The sequence below is a fragment of the Blautia sp. LMAG:89 genome (genome assembly GCF_008679485.1).
Classification (GTDB): domain Bacteria; phylum Bacillota; class Clostridia; order Lachnospirales; family Lachnospiraceae; genus Blautia_A; species Blautia_A fusiformis.
The window spans coordinates 265,001-286,380 of record NZ_NANC01000009.1 but is presented as its reverse complement, the minus strand read 5'-3'; the positions used below and the strand labels follow the sequence as shown (position 1 = coordinate 286,380).

General features: G+C 43.5%; 18 protein-coding genes, 1 tRNA gene and 2 pseudogenes. 18 read left to right on the top strand and 3 right to left on the bottom strand.

Going from position 1 to position 21,380, the window contains the following annotated elements:
- Positions 1-2,274, bottom strand: a 2,274-nt coding sequence (locus CCC70_RS12910; protein ID WP_330577214.1) for a heavy metal translocating P-type ATPase, incomplete at its 3' end; no start/stop codon positions are given.
- A gap of 12 nt (positions 2,275-2,286) precedes the next feature.
- On the opposite strand from CCC70_RS12910, the gene CCC70_RS12905 reads away from it, so the two are divergent.
- From CCC70_RS12905 to CCC70_RS12865, 9 genes and pseudogenes are all read left to right on the top strand, one after another.
- Positions 2,287-2,859 (top strand): hypothetical protein, encoded by a 573-nt coding sequence (locus CCC70_RS12905; protein ID WP_287085014.1) that lies wholly within the window; start codon positions 2,287-2,289, stop codon positions 2,857-2,859.
- Between the two features lie 250 nt (positions 2,860-3,109).
- Positions 3,110-3,652 (top strand): LamB/YcsF family protein, encoded by a 543-nt coding sequence (locus tag CCC70_RS12900; RefSeq protein WP_287085007.1) that lies wholly within the window; start codon positions 3,110-3,112, stop codon positions 3,650-3,652.
- A 168-nt stretch (positions 3,653-3,820) separates the two neighbouring features.
- Entirely contained in the window at positions 3,821-4,603 is a 783-nt protein-coding gene (locus tag CCC70_RS12895) for a ZIP family metal transporter (protein ID WP_287085006.1), read from the top strand.
- 19 nt (positions 4,604-4,622) lie between these two features.
- A pseudogene (locus tag CCC70_RS12890) lies at positions 4,623-5,280 on the top strand (ketopantoate reductase family protein).
- Between the two features lie 14 nt (positions 5,281-5,294).
- On the top strand, positions 5,295-5,963 hold the full coding sequence (locus CCC70_RS12885) for a class I SAM-dependent methyltransferase (RefSeq protein WP_118377725.1): 669 nt from the start codon (positions 5,295-5,297) through the stop codon (positions 5,961-5,963).
- Positions 5,953-6,654: a transglutaminase-like domain-containing protein gene (locus CCC70_RS12880; protein ID WP_015527132.1), complete on the top strand. Its 702-nt coding sequence runs from the start codon at positions 5,953-5,955 to the stop codon at positions 6,652-6,654. The genes CCC70_RS12885 and CCC70_RS12880 overlap by 11 nt, the downstream gene beginning before the upstream one ends.
- Positions 6,629-7,348, top strand: coding sequence for a class I SAM-dependent methyltransferase (locus CCC70_RS12875; protein ID WP_287085004.1), 720 nt, complete (start codon positions 6,629-6,631; stop codon positions 7,346-7,348). Before CCC70_RS12880 ends, CCC70_RS12875 begins: the two co-directional genes overlap by 26 nt.
- Positions 7,349-7,531: 183 nt before the next feature.
- Positions 7,532-7,918, top strand: coding sequence for a hypothetical protein (locus CCC70_RS12870; protein WP_287085003.1), 387 nt, complete (start codon positions 7,532-7,534; stop codon positions 7,916-7,918).
- 90 nt (positions 7,919-8,008) lie between these two features.
- Positions 8,009-8,176: a tyrosine-type recombinase/integrase gene (locus CCC70_RS12865; protein WP_287085002.1), complete on the top strand. Its 168-nt coding sequence runs from the start codon at positions 8,009-8,011 to the stop codon at positions 8,174-8,176.
- A 277-nt stretch (positions 8,177-8,453) separates the two neighbouring features.
- Here the strand turns inward: CCC70_RS12865 and CCC70_RS12860 are convergent, their stop codons facing one another.
- Positions 8,454-9,377 (bottom strand): LysR family transcriptional regulator, encoded by a 924-nt coding sequence (locus CCC70_RS12860; RefSeq protein ID WP_015527133.1) that lies wholly within the window; start codon positions 9,375-9,377, stop codon positions 8,454-8,456.
- A gap of 116 nt (positions 9,378-9,493) precedes the next feature.
- Between CCC70_RS12860 and CCC70_RS12855 the strand changes: the two genes are divergently transcribed.
- Entirely contained in the window at positions 9,494-9,883 is a 390-nt protein-coding gene (locus CCC70_RS12855; protein ID WP_334296285.1) for a hypothetical protein, read from the top strand.
- Positions 9,805-10,092: pseudogene (locus tag CCC70_RS16580) on the top strand (NAD(P)-dependent oxidoreductase); the annotation flags it as partial. The gene CCC70_RS12855 and the pseudogene CCC70_RS16580, both read left to right, overlap by 79 nt.
- A 783-nt stretch (positions 10,093-10,875) precedes the next feature.
- Here CCC70_RS16580 and CCC70_RS12845 read toward each other — a convergent pair.
- Positions 10,876-10,957, bottom strand: a tRNA-Tyr gene (locus CCC70_RS12845).
- A 194-nt stretch (positions 10,958-11,151) separates the two neighbouring features.
- Between CCC70_RS12845 and fba the strand changes: the two genes are divergently transcribed.
- The 7 genes from fba (at position 11,152) to CCC70_RS12810 (ending at position 20,416) form a co-directional block, all read left to right on the top strand.
- Complete coding sequence (fba, locus tag CCC70_RS12840) at positions 11,152-12,015, top strand: class II fructose-1,6-bisphosphate aldolase (RefSeq protein WP_015527136.1); 864 nt, start codon at positions 11,152-11,154, stop codon at positions 12,013-12,015.
- A gap of 276 nt (positions 12,016-12,291) precedes the next feature.
- A complete protein-coding gene (locus CCC70_RS12835; protein WP_118609242.1) occupies positions 12,292-13,620 on the top strand; it encodes an ABC transporter substrate-binding protein in 1,329 nt (442 codons plus the stop codon).
- Positions 13,621-13,738: 118 nt separating this feature from the next.
- Complete coding sequence (locus CCC70_RS12830; protein ID WP_227752378.1) at positions 13,739-14,587, top strand: carbohydrate ABC transporter permease; 849 nt, start codon at positions 13,739-13,741, stop codon at positions 14,585-14,587.
- On the top strand, positions 14,587-15,423 hold the full coding sequence (locus CCC70_RS12825; RefSeq protein ID WP_021650827.1) for a carbohydrate ABC transporter permease: 837 nt from the start codon (positions 14,587-14,589) through the stop codon (positions 15,421-15,423). Before CCC70_RS12830 ends, CCC70_RS12825 begins: the two co-directional genes overlap by 1 nt.
- Before the next feature lie 89 nt (positions 15,424-15,512).
- The gene (locus CCC70_RS12820; RefSeq protein WP_118609243.1) at positions 15,513-17,051 is read left to right on the top strand and encodes a response regulator transcription factor; all 1,539 of its coding nucleotides are present in this window, start codon (positions 15,513-15,515) and stop codon (positions 17,049-17,051) included.
- Complete coding sequence (locus CCC70_RS12815; protein ID WP_286188043.1) at positions 16,942-18,729, top strand: cache domain-containing sensor histidine kinase; 1,788 nt, start codon at positions 16,942-16,944, stop codon at positions 18,727-18,729. Before CCC70_RS12820 ends, CCC70_RS12815 begins: the two co-directional genes overlap by 110 nt.
- On the top strand, positions 18,719-20,416 hold the full coding sequence (locus CCC70_RS12810; RefSeq protein WP_287085000.1) for an extracellular solute-binding protein: 1,698 nt from the start codon (positions 18,719-18,721) through the stop codon (positions 20,414-20,416). Before CCC70_RS12815 ends, CCC70_RS12810 begins: the two co-directional genes overlap by 11 nt.
- Positions 20,417-21,380: the final 964 nt, after the last annotated feature.

Below are 21,380 nucleotides of genomic sequence, written 5' to 3'. Positions count from 1 at the left end.
GATCATGGCAACGCCAGTGTCTGCAAATACGGCCATCCACATGTTGGCATGTCCGGCAAGACCAAGGATCATAACTGCGATCTTGATCACCAGGGCAAATATTACGTTCTGCCATGCAATACGGTTTGTGCTTCGTGCAATGGCGATGGACTGAGGGATCGCATCTACATTGGAATTCATAAATACGGCATCTGCGGCTTCAATGGCAGCATCTGCACCGCTTCCCATGGCAGCACCTACATCAGCACCTGCAAGAACAGGAGCGTCGTTGATACCGTCACCGACAAACATAACCGTTCCATGTGCCTGGCGGACCTTTTTCAGGGCATTGAGCTTATCCTCCGGAAGAAGCTTTGCATAGATCTCATCGATCCCGGCATCTTTTCCTACAGCCTGTGCACTGTCTTCGGAGTCTCCAGTGAGCATAACGGTGTGGAGACCAAGCTTTTTCAGAGAAGCAATGGCTTCCTTTGCGTCAGGTTTGATGGTATCGGAGATCAGCATATATCCTGCGAAGGTTCCGTTTACTGCCATAAATACTTCAGAGCCGTAAGCGGCTTCCTTTAATTCTCCGATTGTAACTCCGAATTTATCCATCAGCTTGCGATTTCCGCAGAGAACTTTTCCCTTCGGCATTTCCGCAACGATCCCGTGACCGGAAATTTCTTCCAGGGAGATCGGTTTTTCAAATTGGATCTCACGTTCCTTTGCGGCAGCAACGATGCTGTTCGCAATAGGATGTGTGGAGTTCTGTTCACAGCCTGCACACATGGAAAGGAGTTCATTTTCCGTGTATTTACCGGTGGCAACAACATTCTGAAGCTGGAAGTTACCCTCTGTGATAGTACCGGTCTTATCCATGATCACAGCGCCGAGCTTACTTAATCCTTCGATGGAAAGGCCACCCTTGAAAAGGATACCCTTTTTAGAACCGGCACCGATCCCGGAGAAGAAGGCCAGCGGGATACTAAGTACAAGAGCACAAGGGCAGCTCATTACCAGGAAAGTAATGGCTGTGTAGATCCAGTAATGCCAGTTTCCGGTAACAAGGGATGGGAGTATGGCAGTTGCCACTGCGATTCCTACAACACAAGGAGTATAAACCCTGGCAAAACGTGTGATAAAGCGGTCGATCTTCGGTTTGCTTGCTGCCGCGTTTTCTACGGAATCCAGAATACGAGTGACCATGGATTCTTCCAGAGGTTTTTCCACGCGGATCTTAAGCTGGCCGGAAGTGTTGACGCAACCAGAAGTGATCTCATCACCTTCATTTACAGCAACCGGTACAGGCTCTCCTGTGATCGGAGAAGTGTCGATACGGCTGTTTCCCTCAATTACGATACCATCAAGAGGGATGCGGTCTCCGGGACGGACCAGAAGAATGTCTCCGATCTGAGCCTCTTCAGAGGGAATTACCTGGATATCATTGCCTGTGACCAGATTGACAACTTCCGGACGAAGGTCTACGGCATCCATGATCTGCCCGCGGCTTCGTTCAACGGCTTTTTCCTCAAAAAGCTCGCCGATGCGGTAGAAGAGCATAACGCCTACGGCCTCAGCAGAATCATTGATGGCAAAAGCGGCAAGTGTTGCAATGCTCATGAGAAAGTTTTCGTCAAAAATCTGTCCGTGAGAGATGTTTTTGGCAGCTTTTACAACGATAACACCCCCAAGCGCCAGGTATGCGATCACAAATACAGGAAGAGTGGCACTGGTACCAAAGCCTTTGTGTTCCATGATCTCTCCGGCAACGAAGAGTACTGCACCGATGATAATGCAGATGATATCTATGTTTTCCTTGGAGAAAAATTTCTTCTTGGAAGCGGTTGGGTGAGTCGCTGTTTTTGGGGACTGAGCCTTTGGCTTCGGATCCTTTTCTTTTACAAGAACTTCGGATTCAATGGATGTACAGATCTTACGGATCTGATCCAGGTATCGATCCGGATTCTTTGCAGTTAAGCGAAGTTGTTTTGTTGCAAAAGTGATGGTTGCTTCGGAAATGCCTTCAAGGTTTGCAATTTGTTCCTCCATTTTGGAAGCGCAGTGAGCGCAGCCTAGATTCTCCAGAAGATAGGTCTTAGTTGTTGTGTCAGTGGAAGCTGCCGGAGCTGGATTTCTCGGAACAACTTTAACTTCAGACTCAATGGATGTGCAGATCTTGCGGATCTGCGGAAGCAGAGCGTCTGGATCTGCAGCCCCTAAGCGAAGCTGTTTTGTTGCAAAAGTAATGGTAGCGCTTTCGACGCCTTCAAGAGCCTGGATCCGTTCCTCCATTTTGGAAGCACAGTGAGCGCAGCCGAGGTTCTCCAGAATGTAGACACGCTTTGCGGTGAGAGCATTGTGGGAGTGACCATGGTGCTCATGGTCCCCGCAGCCACAACCACAGTGCTCGTCATGGTGGTGAAGGTGCTCGTGTTCATGATGTTCATGTTTATGATTTTCACAACCACAGCCGCAGTGTTCGTCATGGTGGTGAAGGTGCTCATGTTCATGATGTTCGTGCTTGTGATCCTCGCAGCCACAACCACAGTGCTCGTCATGGTGATGATGATGCTCATGTTCATGATGTTCGTGCTCGTGATCCTCGCAGCCACAGCTGCAGTGCTCGTTATGGTGGTGAAGGTGATCATGATCATGATGTTCATGCTCATGATCCTCACAACCACAGCCACAGTGCTCGTCATGGTGGTGAAGGTGCTCGTGTTCATGATGTTCATGTTTATGATCCTCACAACCACAGCCGCAGTGCTTATGATGGTGCTCATGATCGTGATGTTCTTCATGCTCATCATGGCTGTGATGCGCATGCTCGTGACCGCAGCCGCAGGAATCTGCGGACTCCATGGAATCTTTCTTTAATTTGTCTTCCATATGAACTCTCCTTGCTGATTCGTTTGTTTTTTTATATGAATATATGAATTAATGTTCATATGACTATTTAATCATATATTAAAATCTTTGTCAACAGCTTTTCAAAAAACGGATCAAAGAAAAGTGAAATTTATTGCAAAAGAAATATAGAAAACGTTAATATATTCTGAAAAAATAATCTATTTTATTATTTTTATTTAACATGTTATACTTTCAACAAGTAAAGAAAGATAGCAGCATGTACAGTATCGACTTAAACAGTGACATGGGTGAGAGCTTTGGCACATATAAGCTTGGCGGCGATGAAGAAATCATCAAATATGTTACAACAGCAAATGTAGCATGTGGCTGGCATGCAGGCGATCCGATGGTAATGGATAAGGTAGTCCGCATGGCAAAGGAACGTGGCGTTATGGTTGGAGCCCATCCTGAATATCCGGATCTTCTTGGCTTTGGACGAAGAAAGATGGTTCTCTCTCATGATGAAGTTAAGAATTACGTCAGATACCAGATCGGAGCACTGGCTGCATTTACCAAGAGCTACGGAATGAAGCTTCAGCATGTCGCTCCTCATGGAGCAATGGGGAATGCCTGCCAGTATGACGAGGATATTTCCACAGCGATCTGTGAGGCAATCTGCGAGTATGACAAAAATCTGATCGTTTATTACTGTGCAGGAGCAGTTCTTGGTGATATCGCTGAGAGCAAGGGACTTCGCACAGCATCTGAGATTTTTGCAGATTGTGCATACATGGATGATCTTTCTCTTGTAAATTGTTAAAAGAATTATATTGTTATATGATTTCGTAAGTGATATACTTAAACATAAGGAAAACCGTGTGAAATTACAGTTTGCTTTTTGCACGGTTTCTTTTATACATGGTAGTTAGTTAAAACTAACAACAGAACGATGTGAAAGTACTTTTGACTATACAGAAAGGAATACATAATGCTAATGAATGTTTTTGAAGGTATACTGATTCCATTTGTTGGAACAACGCTAGGTGCAGCATGCGTGTTTTTTATGAGAAAAACACTTAGCAAGTTACTGCAACGTGCACTTGCAGGGTTTGCAGCAGGTATAATGGTTGCTGCTTCAATCTGGAGTCTTCTGATTCCGGCAATTGAACAATCTGAGAATATGGGAACTTTATCGTTTGTTCCGGCAGTTGTTGGGTTCTGGATTGGTATATTGTTTTTACTCGCACTTGATCATTTGATTCCACATCTTCATGTTGGAAGTGATCAGGCAGAGGGACCGAGAAGCAAACTTGGCCGTACTACGATGATGGTGTTGGCAGTTACATTACATAATATCCCTGAAGGTATGGCAGTTGGTGTAATGTATGCAGGATTTCTTGCTGAAAATGCACAGATTACAGCAACAAGTGCACTTGCTTTATCACTTGGAATTGCTATCCAGAATTTTCCAGAAGGAGCGATTATATCCATGCCGCTTAGGGCAGAGGGTGAAAGTAAGAGAAAGGCATTTCTGGGAGGTGTACTTTCAGGAGTCGTTGAACCGATTGGAGCAGTAATGACGATTCTTGTCGCACAGCTGGTAATCCCGGCATTACCATATTTACTCAGCTTTGCAGCAGGAGCTATGTTATATGTCGTGGTTGAAGAACTAATTCCGGAAATGTCTCAGGGACAGCACTCGAATATCGGTACGCTTTTCTTTGCACTGGGATTTAGTTTGATGATGATCTTGGATGTGGCACTGGGGTAAGAGGAGAGGAAAGATTCTTATGAGAATATTGATTTATGGTGCTGGTGTGATTGGATCCTTGTATGCGGCTTTATTTGCAGAAGCCGGTTATGATACAAATATTTATGCCAGAGGTAAAAGACTTGAGGCTTTAAGAAATAATGGATTGCAATATAAGAAAAATCAGGAAGTAATAAAGGCAGAGATTAGGATTCTTGGAGAACTACCAAACGATGATATTTATGATTTTGTCTTGCTTACTGTCCGGGAAAACCAGCTGTATGAAGCACTTACTCCAAGGTTGATTCAGCCGACAACATTTGCAGAAATATCAGGAAATAAATCCGAAAGAACTAAGCAGTTTTCAGAGATATTGAGGCATGCTCATATACCATACCAGAAAGTAACGGATATGCATCTATGGCAGCTTTGTCATCTTGCTATGGTGGTACCGATTGCAGATGCGTATTATGAATCAGACGATCCGGAGAAAGTGGAAAAAGAATATTTTTCGCTTTTTACCATTGTCATTTCTGACGATTATGCTGGCAGTTACATTTGGAAGCAGTTTTGGAGATAAATTTATGTATCAACATGCTATGAAGGCACCAGATGAAATGAGGGAATTGCATAAGCAGTTTTATGCTTATATGAAAAAAATGAAGAAATGCGGATGCAAGGCGAAAAAGGTACAGTGATTGGAGAAAAAAGCATGAAAAATGAAGAATATAAAAAATTGTCAATTAAAGAGTTTACAAAAGCAGCAGGAAGATATGAAAGTAACCATGCTGGCATTTACGAAATGTGCAAGAAAGATTATCCGGATATTCTGGAAGAATTAGAGAAGGAGCCATTTAGAGATTTATTGGATGCAGGCTGTGGGCCTGCTCCGATGATTTCTTTATTAGCAGAAAAACATCCAGACCGGCATTATACAGGACTGGATCTGACTCCGGCAATGATTGAACAGGCAAAAAAGAAAAATATACCAAATACAACATTTGTTGTAGGAGACTGTGAGAACTTTCCTTTTGAAAAGGATTCATTTGATGCAATTATTTGTTCTATGAGCTTCCATCATTATCCGGATCCACAGGCATTTTTTGACAGTGTGAAAAGATGTCTTCGCCCAAATGGAAGATTGATACTGAGAGATGTGACCAGTGACAATAAAGTATTGGTATGGCTAATGAATACATTGGAAATGCCGTTGGCAAATATATGCGGACATGGAGATGTCCAAGTGCCAACAAGAGATGTGGTCATAAAATGTTGCAAAAAAGCAGGATTAAAAGTAGAAAAATTTGAAATTCGTAAAGGTATGCGAATGCATTGTGTTGTGAGAAAACCTATGGGAAAGGCGATAGGAAATGAAAGATAAGTATCTTAGGGAAACACGAATGGTTGATTTTTCTAATCCGGCAATTCAAAAACTTATTCAAAATATGAAATGGAAGGAAATGGGTGAATTTGAAAGGATTAAGGCAATCTACAACTATGTAAGAGATGATGTTTTATTTGGATATAATATTGATGACGGAATTTCAGCTTCAAAAGTACTTGCAGATGGTTATGGACAATGTAATACAAAAGGAACTTTATTTATGGCACTTTTACGTGCCTGCAATATTCCATGCAGAGTACATGGTTTTACGATTGATAAAAGATTGCAGAAAGGGGCTATGACAGGGTTTGTTTACCGTAATGCTCCAAAAAGTATTTTCCATAGCTGGGTAGAAATTAATTTCGAAAATCAGTGGTACGAACTGGAAGCTTTCATTTTGGATAAAACCTACATAAAGAAGTTACAGGAACAAAATTCGGAATGTACAGGTGCATTTTGCGGTTATGGAGTAGCAGTCAAGGATTTCAGAAATCTCATTATTGAGTTTGATAGGAACAATACTTATATTCAGAGCGAGGGAATCAATCAGGATTTTGGTGTTTATGATTGTCCAGATGAACTGTTGAAGGAACATCATCAAGAAATTTCAGCCTTTAAAGCATTTGCTTATAGACATATTGGAAGACACCTCATGAATCGTAATGTCAGGAAGATTAGAGAACGATAGTTTTAAGCTTTTAGAATTAAAATTAAATTTGGAGGGTAATATGGCAGACAAAATACAAAATGCTTATGAAACATCAAAAAATATATATGACGATGTTCTTACGCAAAGAAATATTTTCAGCAAACTGTATATTAAGTTATTTTGGAGTGGCACGGATGATAATGATATAGCACGAAAAGTTTTATCATATGTTCCTAATGACTTTTCAGGAAAGCTTCTTGATGTTCCGGTTGGAACTGCTGTATTTACGGAAAACAAATGGAGCTCTCTGAAAAATGCACATATTACTTGTATTGATTACAGCATGGATATGCTTGAACAAGCCAGAAAAAGACTTGGTAGTCATGCGCATATCAAATGTATTCAGGGGGATGTGGGGAACCTGCAAATGGAGAATGAATCTGTTGATACCGTTGTCAGTATGAATGGTTTTCATGCATTTCTTGATAAGCAAAAAGCATTTCATGAAATATGGCGTGTTTTGAAACCAGGCGGCGATTTCATTGCCTGTTTTTATATCAGGGGAAAATCGAAACGGACAGATTGGCTGGTAAAAAATATTCTTGCAAAGAAAGGGTGGTTTTCTCCACCGTTTCAGACGGAGAAAGAGCTGAGAGATATCCTTCCAAAACTATATAAAGAAACGGATATCCATGTTGACGGTTCCATGGTATATTTCCGTTGTGTGAAGTAATACAATGATGCTGGATTTATAATAAAGTTTCAGATAATAAGTCTGGAACTTTATTTTTGTCTAAATGGATTATTGCCGTCCGTTCAGGTCTGGATAATGCTCGATTCTCATGTTAAGATAATAGAAAAAAAGGTTAGATGAAACTAACACAAAGAAATACCACTATGTGAAAGGAGAAGAAATTTGAATGTAAATGAAATTGCAAGTCTTAGAAGTAATGTGAAGCCTGTGATTCAGAATGAGAATTGCGCTGTTCTTATGTTAAATGATGCGACAGGAGAGGGCGTTATGACGGTTTACCGAGTAATGCCAGGTGTGATGATTTGTTTTTCAGACATGCACATGGAACAGTGCGCATCTGAATTTGAATTGAAGAATGACAGAAAAATATTCTGTATTGACCATTGCCGGGAGGGAAGAATTGAGAGGGAGGTAAAGCCAGGCGTGTTCAGCATTATGCAGGAAAATGAACTTCGTCTGGATAACAGAGAGAATCATAAAGGTACAACTTATTATCCGCTGAAGCATTATCACAGAGTCAGTATTTTCATGGAAGTTGTCAGAAGATAATAAAGGTGCTGGGACTACCTGATGGAAACGTCAGATAGTCTTCGGCAAAAAAAATAAATTTTTTTTGTCCTATACTTGACACATCCACATATGCTGAGGCATACGTTTTGCACCAGATGTGCAGAAGCTGGCCTAGATATCAAAGTTTTACAAATGATCATGGGACATAGTGACATAAGCATTATAATGAACATATACAATCACGTAGATGCTGCAAGAGTACAGAATGAAATGAAAAAGCTTGAAAATGTAATGTAATAATCAGAGCCATTCCCTTTATTGGGCGTGGCTCTTTTATGACAATTTTTGTGACAAATAAAAGAAAATAGACGCAATCAGACGAAATATTGTTTTGTATGGAAATGCTGAAAATCCTTGTAAACAAAGGGTTCTTGATATATGCTGAAACAAGTCGAAGCCCGTTGTTGCTTTATGTGGTGGAAAGCGGTGGATCAAAAATCCTGGTATAAATAATATAATAAGAAGAAACGGTAAAGCAGAAAATCTTCCTGACGGATTTGTGCTTACCGTTTTTTTATTTCTGTCGTTCCCATACCTGGCCGATCGGGAAGGACGGAGTGGATTCTGCAAGAAAGTCTTCCAGTGCATTTTCGAAGAATTCCACGGCACGTTTGCTGGTGGACTTTGGATATTTATGCTTGATCTTATAGCAGACACGGTTTGGCGGTGTGTTTTTCAGTTCACTGATAAAAAGAGGCCGGTAATGGGAAAGCTCCAGGATCACAGACTGTGGTGCGACCATCCAGTTTCCCGGTTTTTTCCAGAGACGGTCCAAAAGTGTGATGGTATCTGCCGCAATGTGAGGTCTGGAAGCGGAGGAAAGCCAGCGGTCATGCCAGATCTGATAATTGTCATCCCAACTTAAAAACAGCTCCAGGGATGGATCCAGCTCATCGGTATGTATTGCCGGAGCCGGAATCACTGGCTGATCCGATTGTATCAGATAAAGCTTTTCTTCGAAGATTTTCTCTGTTATGATATTCTTGTAATGCAATTTGTGGTAGACAAATCCGATATCAATGCTGTGTTCTCCAAGAAGACCGTAGAGCTCTGAAGAATGATGGGACTCGATGTTCAGGTCCAGCTTGGTCTGCTCATTTAAGATTCTGTCATATAGTGGTGCGAAAACAGCTACGTTCAGGCTGTCTGTACAGCCGATGGTAAGCAGCAGGGAATCCTGATTGCGCTGCAGCTCCATAGTTTCCTTCCAGAGAGACATCCAGCGTTCCGCAAGGATGATAAAATCCGTTCCCTTGGCAGTCAGTTCCACCTGCTTGTGGCCTTTCTGACGGATCACAAGGGGAAAACCCAGTTCGTTCTCCAGAGATGTGAGCCGGTGGCTGACAGTAGGCTGGGAAAGAAAAAGAAGATCCGCTGTACGGGTGATGCTCTTGGTATTTACAATGGTGAGAAAGGTTTCGATTTCAGCAAGATTCATATGAACAGCTCCTTTTCTTTGGTGTTGTCTATAGGATGGTTTAAGCTTTGATAATATAAAAATTATTTATATTATACAGAGAAATTATTCGTTATTCAATAGTAAGCTTGTATGATATGATAAATACAATTAAAAAAGAAAATCAAAAGAAGAGAGGTTTTCATATGGCATTAGGATGTAGGATCAGACGAAACTTTGAAAGACCGTCAAAAGAATTAGTAGAAGCCTTCCGTGGAATTCCAGTTGCAAATATTGATGATAACTGTGGAAAGATCGCTGCCGTAGATTCCAGTATTTTCCCGCTGAACCCGAAGGCAAGACTTCTGGGAACTGCATTTACAGTAAATGCATCGGCAGGAGATAACCTTCTGTTCCATAAAGCACTGGATATGGCTCAGCCGGGAGATGTTATCGTTCTTGCAAACAAAGGAAGCAGGATGGAGTTATCCTTATCAACAACAGCCGTGGTCAGCTTGTTGTTGAGCAGGATCTGGCAGATGCTCTGAATAGTGGGAAGGTTTATGCTGCTGGTCTTGATGTTGTTTCTACTGAGCCGATCAAGGGGGATAATCCGCTTCTCAAGGCTAAAAATTGCATCATCACTCCGCATATCTCCTGGGCTGCTCAGGCTTCCAGACAGAGGATCATGGATATTACGGTTGATAATATCAAGGCTTTTCTGGATGGTAATACGGTTAACAGAGTTAACAAATAGATTTTTTTCGGTGTTTCGATTTCCTATGTATGATGTGTGAGGAAAGGACGGCTGTCTCGCTTTTGGGGGTGGCCGTCTTTTTCTTTGTGTGGTGGATGGAATGAACCGTACGCCGGGGATGTGGCAGCGGTACGGGCAGGGCTCCGTCGGCGGATACTGCTTAGGCTCCGGAAATCGGCTAAAAACATTGAGACAGGGGCAGAACTCGCCTCTGGCTCAGACAGCAGCCCCTGTCTCAATAACGCCGATCCCCGCAGCCTAAGCAGTATCACACCTCCTCTGCAGCAGCCCATACCGCTGCCACATCCCCGGCTGAAAATTCAACCGCAGAGAGCAGACAATAGAAGCGAATGTACATTCTGCCCAGTGCCCAAAAAACACAATATATAAAAATAAATCGGCACAGCGTTCCACGTCCAACACCGAAGAATACAGGAACCAGATCGGCACAGCATCCCACAACCAACACCGAAGCATACAGAAAACGGCCTCAAAACAATCCATAACCAATAAAGCAGCCGGCCGTATCCCCAAAAAAATAAATCGGCACAGCACCCCGCATCCAATACCGAAGCATACAGGAACCAGATCGGCACAGCGTCCCACATCCAATACCCAAGCATACAGACACAAGTCAACACCCTCCCCTCATCCACAACCAAGAACTCCTAAAAAAAGCCCGAGGGGTGTGCAGAGGGGCCGCGGCTTTGCGGCCCCTTTGCGGTTTTCTTTTTGCACAAAAAAATAGCTCCTACATCGCAAAGATGTAAGAGCTAAATTCGCTGGATGGAGAAGGATTCGAACCTTCGAAGGCGGTGCCAACAGATTTACAGTCTGCCCCCTTTGGCCACTCGGGAATCCATCCGTGAACAACAAATGTATTATATATAACATTTGATAAAATTGCAAGCTTTTTCTCAAAAAAAATAATAATTCCCACAGCATCAGCATTTTTGGTAAAATACTGGACTTACCAAAGGAAATCTGCTATTATGAGTACGGTTGGATATAAAGGACACGGTTTTTCCGTATCCTAATACAGGTTAGGAGGATTTTATCATGTTAGTAAACGCAACAGAAATGCTGAAAAAAGCAAAAGCAGGCCATTATGCAGTTGGTCAGTTCAACATCAACAACCTTGAGTGGACAAAAGCTATCCTTCAGACAGCTCAGGAGCTCAACTCTCCTGTAATCCTTGGTGTTTCCGAGGGTGCCGGTAAATACATGACAGGTTATAAGACTGTTGTAGGTATGGTTAACGGTATGATGGAAGAGCTGAACATCACTGTTCCGGTTGCTCTTCATCTTGACCACGGCAGCTATGATGGATGCCTGAAATGTGTTGAGGCTGGTTTCTCTTCCATTATGTTCGACGGATCTCATTATCCGATCGATGAGAACGTAGCTAAGACTAAAGAGCTGGTTAAGATCGTTGCTGAGCACAACATGTCTCTTGAGGCAGAGGTTGGTTCCATCGGTGGCGAGGAAGATGGTGTTGTTGGTATGGGCGAGTGCGCTGATCCTGAGGAGTGCAAGAGAGTTGCAGATCTCGGAATCAACTTCCTTGCAGCTGGTATCGGTAACATTCACGGAAAATATCCGGCTAACTGGCAGGGCTTAAGCTTTGAGACTCTGGATGCTATTCAGAAACTGACAGGAGATATGCCGCTTGTTCTTCACGGTGGTACAGGTATCCCGGCAGACATGATCAAGAAAGCGATCAGCCTTGGCGTTTCCAAGATCAATGTAAATACAGAGTGCCAGCTTGCATTTGCTGAAGCTACACGTAAATACATTGAAGAGGGTAAAGATCAGCAGGGTAAAGGATATGACCCACGTAAGCTTCTTGCACCTGGAGCAGAAGCGATCAAAGCTACTGTTAAAGAGAAAATGGAGCTTTTCGGATCTGTCAATAAAGCATGATGAATCGAAAATAATATATGAAAGAAGCCGGAATGGGAGCAAGCCTGTTCCGGCTTCTTTTTTCATGATAAAATATCAATATTTTTACTATATAAAAAAATCAACATGTTTCTTGATTTTTTTATATAGTGAAAATGACCTCTTCGATTTACAATAATATCAAGTTAATCGAGAAGCTGATTTGAAGCTTATCGGTCAGGAATATGCGAAATGGACGTTTTAAGCATATCCGCGAAACAAATTGAATATCATATAAGGTAAAGGAGAGGTACGATTATGAGAATGAAAAAAGCAACAGCATTTGGTCTTGCAGCTTTAATGGCAGCTACCATGATCCCGGCAGTTCCGGCTATGGCAAAAGGGGATGACAGTGAAGGCTCTGTTTATTATCTGAATTTTAAACCGGAGCAGGCAGATCAGTGGTCAGACCTGGCAAAGAAATACACCGATGAGACTGGTGTACCGGTTACCGTTGTTACAGCTGCTTCCGGAACTTATGAGTCTACTCTGAAATCAGAGATGGCCAAGGATGAGGTTCCGACACTGTTCCAGGTTAACGGACCAGTTGGACTTGCATCCTGGAAGGATTATTGCTATGACCTGAAAGACAGCGATGTTTATAAAAATGTGGAGAGTGACGATTTCGTACTGAAGGATGACAGCGGTGCAGTTGACGGTATCGCCTATGTAATTGAAACATATGGAATTATTTACAACAAAGCGCTTCTTAAGAAATACTGTGAGATGGATGGCGCTGTGATCAAGTCTGCAGATGAGATCAACAATTTTGAGACATTAAAGAAGGTTGCAGATGATATCCAGGCTAAGAAAGATGACCTTGGAGTTGACGGTGCATTTACTTCCGCAGGCTTTGATTCTTCCAGTGACTGGCGCTTCAAGACACACCTTGCAAACCTTCCAATCTATTATGAGTACAAAGAAGACGGAATCACATCCACAGATGCGATCAAAGGAACCTATCTTGATAACTTCAAGAACCTGTTTGACCTTTATATCACAGATTCTACCTGTGAGCCAAGCCTTCTTTCCAGCAAGACTATCGATGATGCAAATGCTGAATTTGGCCTTGGAGAGGCTGTGTTCTATCAGAATGGAACCTGGGCTTATGATAGCATCAAAGATAACGAAGTAGCAGACGAGGATATGGGAATGCTTCCAATCTACATTGGTGTAGATGGTGAAGAGGACCAGGGACTTTGCACAGGCAGTGAGAACTACTGGTGCGTAAATAAAAAAGCAGATGAGAAGGATATCCAGGCAACTCTTGATTTCCTCAGCTGGGTTATCACAAGTGATGAAGGAAGAGAATCTATAAGCCAGGAAATGGGATTTACAACACCATTCAAGACCTTTGATGAGAATTATGAGTCTGCAAATCCGCTTGTAAAAGCAGCCGACGAATATGTAAAAGCTGGTAAAACTCCGGTTTCATGGAACTTTACAACCATGCCTTCTGAAGAGTGGAAAAACCAGGTCGGCAGTGCAATGCTTGAGTATGCACAGGGTACCGGCGAGTGGGATGCTGTGAAAACTGCATTTGTTGACGGATGGGCAAAAGAGTACAAAGCAGCAAATGAAGGCTGATAAGATATAACTGAAACGTGATCACGAAGAGGTGGGCGGTTTCCGCCTGCCTCTTTTAATGAAGAGAGGGTGCGTAAAGTAGGGAAGGATGCATCCTCAGGAGAAAGGAAGAGAAAACATGCAGAATAAGATGATGAAAAAGTATTTTCCGGTTTTTGTCCTGCCTACCCTGCTGGCATTTACCATTGGATTTATCGTTCCCTTTATCATGGGCGTATATCTTTCCTTCTGTAAATTTACCACAGTAACGGATGCAAAATTCGTGGGATTACAGAACTATGTGAAGATTTTTACTGAGGATGGAACCTTTGGACATGCATTATGGTACACCACCGCATTTACGGTTGTATCAGTAGTTCTGATCAATGTGATCGGTTTTGCAGTTGCGTTGCTTCTGACCAAGAAGATCAAAGGAACCAATATATTCCGTACTGTATTTTTTATGCCAAACCTGATCGGTGGAATCATCCTTGGTTATGTATGGCAGCTTCTGTTAAACGGTCTGCTTCTTCAAATCAATAAAACACTTACATATTCTTCTGTTTACGGATTCTGGGGCCTTGTGATCCTGATGTGCTGGCAGCAGATCGGATATATGATGATCATTTACATTGCAGGTATCCAGAATATCCCGGGTGAACTGATCGAGGCTGCACAGATCGATGGTGCGAACAAAGGACAGCTTCTGAAGCATGTGATCATTCCTATGGTCATGCCGTCCATCACCATCTGTACTTTCCTGACACTTACCAACTCCTTCAAGCTTTTTGACCAGAACCTTGCTCTTACAAATGGTGAGCCTTCCAATATGTCAGAAATGCTTGCGCTGAATATTTTCAATACCTTCTATGGACGTACCGGATGGGAAGGTGTAGGACAGGCGAAGGCCGTGATCTTCTTTATACTGGTTGGAGCAATTGCCATGATCCAGAATCGTCTCACAAGAAGTAAGGAGGTACAGCAGTAATGAATAAAAAAGTAAAATTCAGCGGTCTGTGGACTGCGATCCTGAGTGTGGTATCTGTTGCTTATATTTTCCCGATTCTTCTGGTTTTGATCAATTCTTTTAAGAAAAAAGCATACATCAGCCGTTATCCTTTTGCAATCCCAACGGATAAAATGTTCGTAGGTCTGGAAAACTATGTAAATGGTCTTACAAAAACCGGATTTTTCCAGGCATTTGGATGGACATTATTTATCACAGTATTTTCGGTTGCGGTAATTCTGCTCTGTACCTCCATGTGTGCCTGGTACATCAACCGTGTTACCAACACGCTGACAAAAACCATGTACATGCTGTGCCTGTTTTCCATGGTCGTACCATTCCAGATGGTAATGTTTACTCTTTCCAAGATTGCAAACATCCTGAAGTTGAATACTCCGTGGGGACTGATCATCATTTATCTTGGATATGGAGCAGGACTTGCGGTATTTATGTTCAGCGGTTTTGTAAAATCCATTCCGATCGAGATCGAGGAAGCTGCCATGATCGATGGCTGTACCCCGATCCAGACATTTTTTAAAGTGGTTCTTCCGGTTATGAAACCGACCTGTGTAACTGTAGCGATTCTGGAAACCATGTGGATCTGGAATGATTATCTTCTTCCATATCTGGTACTTGATATCAAGAAATATAAAACCATTTCCATTGCCATCCAGTATCTGAAGGGCGGTTACGGAACCATTGATATGGGAGCTATGATGGGCGTTCTTGTCCTTTCTATCATTCCGATCATTGCCTTCTATCTTGCATGCCAGAAATATATCATTGAAGGTGTGGTTGCAGGAGCTGTTAAGGGCTGACAAATCAGTTGAATAATGTTAAAATGAAAGAAAAACGGCCTGATCTGCGTGCTTTTACGTGGATCAGGCCATATTTGGCGAGGTGAGGAATGTACAGAGTTTTGGTGGTAGATGATGAAAAACTGGAACGTGACGGAATCCGCTTTCTTCTGTCTATGGAAGAGGGAGAGTGGGAAATTTATGAGGCGGCTAATGGCAAGCTGGCATTAAATGAGCTGAGAAAGCATCCTGTGGATCTGATGCTGACAGATATCAAAATGCCTCATATGGATGGTCTGGAGCTTTCAAAAAAAGCAAGAGAGGAATATCCGGATCTGGAAATTATCATTTTCAGCGGTTATGGAGATTTTGCTTTTGCCCAGGAGGCAATCCGCTATGGCGTGACGGATTATGTACTGAAACCGGTGGATCCGGACCGCTTTCATGACACCATACAGAAGATCCAGAAGGAAATCGCATCCCGGAAAAATAAAGAGCAGCAGTCTATAAAAGAAAAAAGCTTTCTTCAGCAGTATTTTCTTCTGAGTTACATTTATTCCGGAGATCAGGAACGCCTGAAAGAGGCGGAAGAAATTGTGGATTTTTCTGTCTGGGAGCAGTGGCACTGTGCAATTCTTATTGAATCGGATGAAGCATTTTTTGATTCTGCCAGTGATGAGGTTCCCATTGAGATCAGGGAAGAGCTTCGCCGTTCTTTTTTCTATCTGAATCTTAATGGCCGTCAGTCTTTGCTCCTTTTTAAGGATGTGTACTGTGATTATGTCCTTGTGGCAAAAAATGTCTATAATCTTCTGAAACGCCGTCATCCTGTTCGTTTTCATCTGGCTGTAAGCCGGCGTTTTGACGGATATCAGGAACTGCCGGAAATTATGGAACAGCTGGAGCAGCAGATGGAAGAAAAATTTTATCATCCGGATATTCATGTTTACACCAGCGAGGAAGATGAGGAAAAAAATACCGGAGAAGAGGAGCAGGATTCCAGGCTTATGGAAAAAATCTCAGAAGATATTTCCAGAAAGGATGTGAAGCAGCTATGGAGCCATTTCCGCAGTCTGGCATCCAAATATCAGTCCAATACCCAATTTTCGGCCATGTATGTGAAATTTGTTTTTTCCAATGTGATAAGGGAGCTGTTTCAGGAGAATCGTTTTGCCGGAGAACACAGGCTGGATCTGGAAGTGGATCATCTGTATGGCTGTTCTACCATTCAGGAGATCATTGAGGTTACAGAAAACAATATCCGCCAGTACGAGGAGTTCCTGGACCGTTCCATGAGCGAATCCAGAGATGAGGTGGCAGCAGTAAAAAATTATATTTACAATCACTATGCGGAAGATCTGAATCTGGAAACACTGGCAGAAAAAGTATATCTTTCTTCTGGTTATCTCAGTTTTATTTTCAAGAAGGAGACGGGGATGAACCTGAATCGTTTCATCCGTGTGTTTCGCATGGAAAAGGCCAAGGAGCTTCTACGCACCACCAACATGAAAGTAGCCATGGTCAGTGAGCAGGTAGGATTTGCCAATTCTTCGTATTTCTGCCGGAGCTTCCGGGAATATTATGGAAGCAGTCCGGAATCCTATCGGAAAGGAAACAATGAGGATGAAGAGGCTTCTGAAGAAGTATAATGATATGAAATACCGGTACAAGCTGACAAATCTTCTTGTGTTGGTATCCCTGGTGCCGATGACCGTGTTGGCACTGTACAGTCACAGTCGCATGAGTAGTCTTGTCCGGAAAAATGAGATGGAGGATATGTACTCCATTTTGGAGCAGACCAGGGAAAGCATTGACGGGCAGATCGAAATTTATGCCAGTCTTTTGAATTATCTTACCTATTCTCCCGAAATCCAGGAGGTGATCTTCAACAAAGATATGGATCGTTATACTGCATATGAACAGTATACGGAAGTTGTGGATCCGCTATTGACGGTGCCGAAATCCTACCACGAAGCAATTCTGGGGATACAGCTTTTTGCAGAAAGCATTCCCGTGCGCCATGAATATACCTTGGCTCCGCTTTCAGAGGTGGATGGGGAATGGTGGAGTGACAAATTAAATAATACCGTGACGGTTCAGTGGATCGTGGACCGGGATAATCGTCAGATCGCGGCAGTCAGGGAAATATATGATGGTAAGATCAGGGAGGCTGTGCTCTGTATTTCGTTGGATTACGGAAAAGTATTCCAGCCTCTGGCCAATATTATCGAACGGAATTCCGGAGGCTTTGTGGTGGATGATCAGCAAAATATCGTCTATCATGGAGAAAATCTGGCGGCCAGTGATATTTCCGTACAGAAAGAAACTGCGAAAAAGCTGGATCGTCTGAGGGAAGAATATACCTATGTCAGCAGCAGCGGACATGAAACAAGGTGGACCTATTATTTTTACAAACCTCCGGCTGTGATCGAGAGCTCGGTTTCAAAAGTATTGATCAGTGAGATCCCGTTGATCGGCTTCTGTGTTGTGATCATCATTGTGCTGGGAATGACGTTTTCCAAGCTGTTTACCAGAAAGATTGAGCAGCTTACCAGAAATATGGAACAGGTGAACCAGGGAAGCCGTGAAGTTACGGTTTACAGTGATTCCGGAGATGAGGTAGGACAGCTGGTGAGAAGCTTTCACCATATGATGGATGAAATTAATCGACTGATCGAAGAAGTGTATGAAAATAAGATCGCTCTGAAGGAATTTGAACTGAAAGCGCTGACTGCCCAGATCAATCCCCATTTTCTTTATAATTCTCTTTCTATTATAAACTGGATGGCGATTAAGAGCCGTCAGAAGGAGATCAGCCGTGTGACGTTGGCATTATCTACATTTTACCGGACAGCGCTCAGTAAGGGAGCAGATATGGTGACTGTGGAAAACTGTATTCGGAATATCGAAGCTTATCTGGAAATCCAGCTGATCATGCATGACAATGATTTTAAGGTGGAGTGGAATATCGATCCGTCTGTGCAGCAGGAGTTGGTTCCGAAGCTTGCCCTGCAGCCCATCGTTGAGAATGCTCTGGAGCATGGCCTGGATGTGAAGGAGGAAGGGGAAAAGCTTCTGAAACTTTATTTCTTTGAAGAGAATGGGGATGTAGTGATCCGGGTTGAAGATAACGGAATAGGGATGGAGCAGGAGCAGGCAGAAAAGCTGCTCACATATCAGGCAAAAGGCTATGGCCTTAAAAATGTCAATGACCGTATGTGTATTTTATATGGAGAGAAATATGCCATCCGGATTCTGAGCAAGGTAGGTGAGGGGACAAGCGTTGATATGAGAATCCCGAAAGAGGTAAAAAAAGATGAGACTTAGTCTGGGAAAAACAGTGGTATTTCTGAGTACGATGCTGAGCCTGACACTTTTAACGGGGTGTTCTTTAAAAACTGCAGAAATGGAAAAAACAGATATAGATGTTCTGTCCGAAAAGAGCAGCAAGAGCTGGGAACAGGCAGAAACCTCGCCTCTGGGAAAATATCCGGAGCTTGTAACTTATACTCTGGGACAGATGAAAGGGGCTAATAATTCTAATCTTCCGGACGGGCAGACCTATGAGGACAATGCATATACCCGGTATCTGAAAAAGACACTGAATATACAGAATAAGAATGTTTTTATGGAGAGTGAGGAGCGGTATGACGAAGCCCTGAACATCCTGGTCAAAGATCGGAATCTTCCGGACATTTTTCTGGTGTCGGACAGGGAAACTCTGGAAGAGCTGGTTGAAAATGATCTTATCGAGGACCTGACGGAAGTATACAAAAGCTGCGCTTCCGATAAAATAAAGGAAATGTATGAGAGCTATGGAGAGGAACTTTTAGACTCCGGGACTTTTGGCGGAAAATTGTATGCACTTCCGGAGACTGCCATTGATGATGGGTCGCAGCTTTTATGGCTGAGGCGTGACTGGATGGAACAGCTGGGATTGAAAGAACCGAAGACACTGGAAGAGGCTTTTTCAGTGATCCGTGCGTTTCAGGAAAACCGGATGGGTGCAGAGGATGGTGAAGATCCTGTGGGACTTGTCTGTGATCCGGGACTTGTGGGCACGGTCAGCACCAGCTATTCGGTGGACCCTGTGTTTGAAAAGTTCGGGGCGTATCCGCAGCAGTGGATTGAAAATGCAGATGGAGAAATTGTCTATGGATCGCTGACGGAGGAGACAAAGGAGGCTCTGGGGTATCTCAGAGAGCTTTACAGGCAGGGAATACTGGATCCGGATTTTGCTTTACGTGCACAGAATAATATCCGTGATCTTGTGGTGAATGGAAAATGCGGAGCGTTTTTCGGACTCTGGTGGACTCCGAATAATCCTCTTATGGATGAGTATAAGAAGAATAAAGAGGCAGACTGGGAACCGTATTATCTGACTGCGGATGTAAAGCGGACTGTGGAGGTATACTCTACGTTTCGAGATAATAAATATGTAGTTGTGCGTAAAGGGTATGAGCATCCGGAGATTGCAATGAAGATTTTGAGTGTGTTGTTCGACTATTCCAGATATGAAGCGGAGGATGCGGATGAGATGAACACTTATTTTGCCTTGAATGTGGATCCTACGGCGCGGCCGCTAATGATCAATGTGGATTATAATGAGGCTACTTATATAGTGACAAAGCATATCCGTGAGGTTCTTTACAGTCCGGGCGATGAGAAGACCAGGGAGGATCTCAGTGCCATTGAGGCATCTTATTTTGATGCGTGTAAGGAATATCTTGAGGCAGAGGTGCCTTCGGTGGAGGCATGGGCGGCGTATAAGTCCAGAATCTCGGCGGTGGGGCTTCTGGTGGATGCGAATTACCGTGCTCCGGAGAAAAAGTTTCTGGGGGATGGTGACGGGGAGATTCCTCAGACTTTGCGTTTGCTGGAGAAGAATGCATTTATCCAGATTATTATGGGGAGGATGCCTGTGAGCTCTTTTGACTCTTTTGTGGAAGATTGGTATCGTAAGGGTGGAGACAGTCTTACGGAGCGGGTTCGGGAAGGGCTTGTGGATTCGTGAGACGGATGTATAGAGGGACGTTGGAGGAAGGTGGCATTGGTCCGGGGTGGATGTTGTCGGGATTTTGTGAGGCGGATGTATAGAGGTACGCCAGAGGAAGGTGGCATCGCTCCGGGAGTGGATGCAGTCGGGGATGTTTTTGAGGTTTTGAGAGGTGGATGTGGTTGAGGTACGCCAGAGGAAGGTGGCATCGGTCCGGGCAGGGACTCCGTCGGGGGATACTACTAGGGTTCCGTGAGACGGCTAAAAGCATTGCGGCAGGGCCAGAACTCGCCTGCGGCTCAGACAGCAGACCCTGCCGCAATAACGCCGTCTCCCGCAGCCCAAGTAGTAATCACCCCTCCTCCGCAGCAGCCCGGCCCGATGTCACCTTCCTCTGGCTGACGCTTCCAACCGACAGGAAAAAACATGCGGGGGGATGGAAGCGGACTGGGCGTCCTGTCCTGAAATGTCAGACTGGTACAGAATATTCCTATAAGTATTGAAGAATACAGAAACAGGATCGGCACAGCGTATCACCATAAATATCGAAGAATACAGGGACCAGATCGGCCCAGTGTATCACCATAAATATCGAAGAATACAGGGACCAGATCGGCACAGCGTACCATCATAAATATCGAAGAATACAGGGAGCAGATCGCAGATCGGCACAGCGTACCACCATAAGTACCGAAGAATACAGAAACCAGATCGGCACAACGTTCCACATCCAATACCGAAGCATACAGACAAAAGTCAACAACGCAGTACATACAACAACGCAGAACTCTTTCCGTGCCCAAGAGGGTGGGGGTGCAGGGGGAGGGCCTTCGGGCCAATGTCATTTAGTTAGGGACTTTTTATTAAAAAATATTTTTAGGATATAAGTTATGCTGTAAGTTTTCATTATATAATACCCCAAAACGCACAGACTTCCCCCTTGGCAGGCAATTACAGTTTTTAAACAATCTCTTTTCTATTC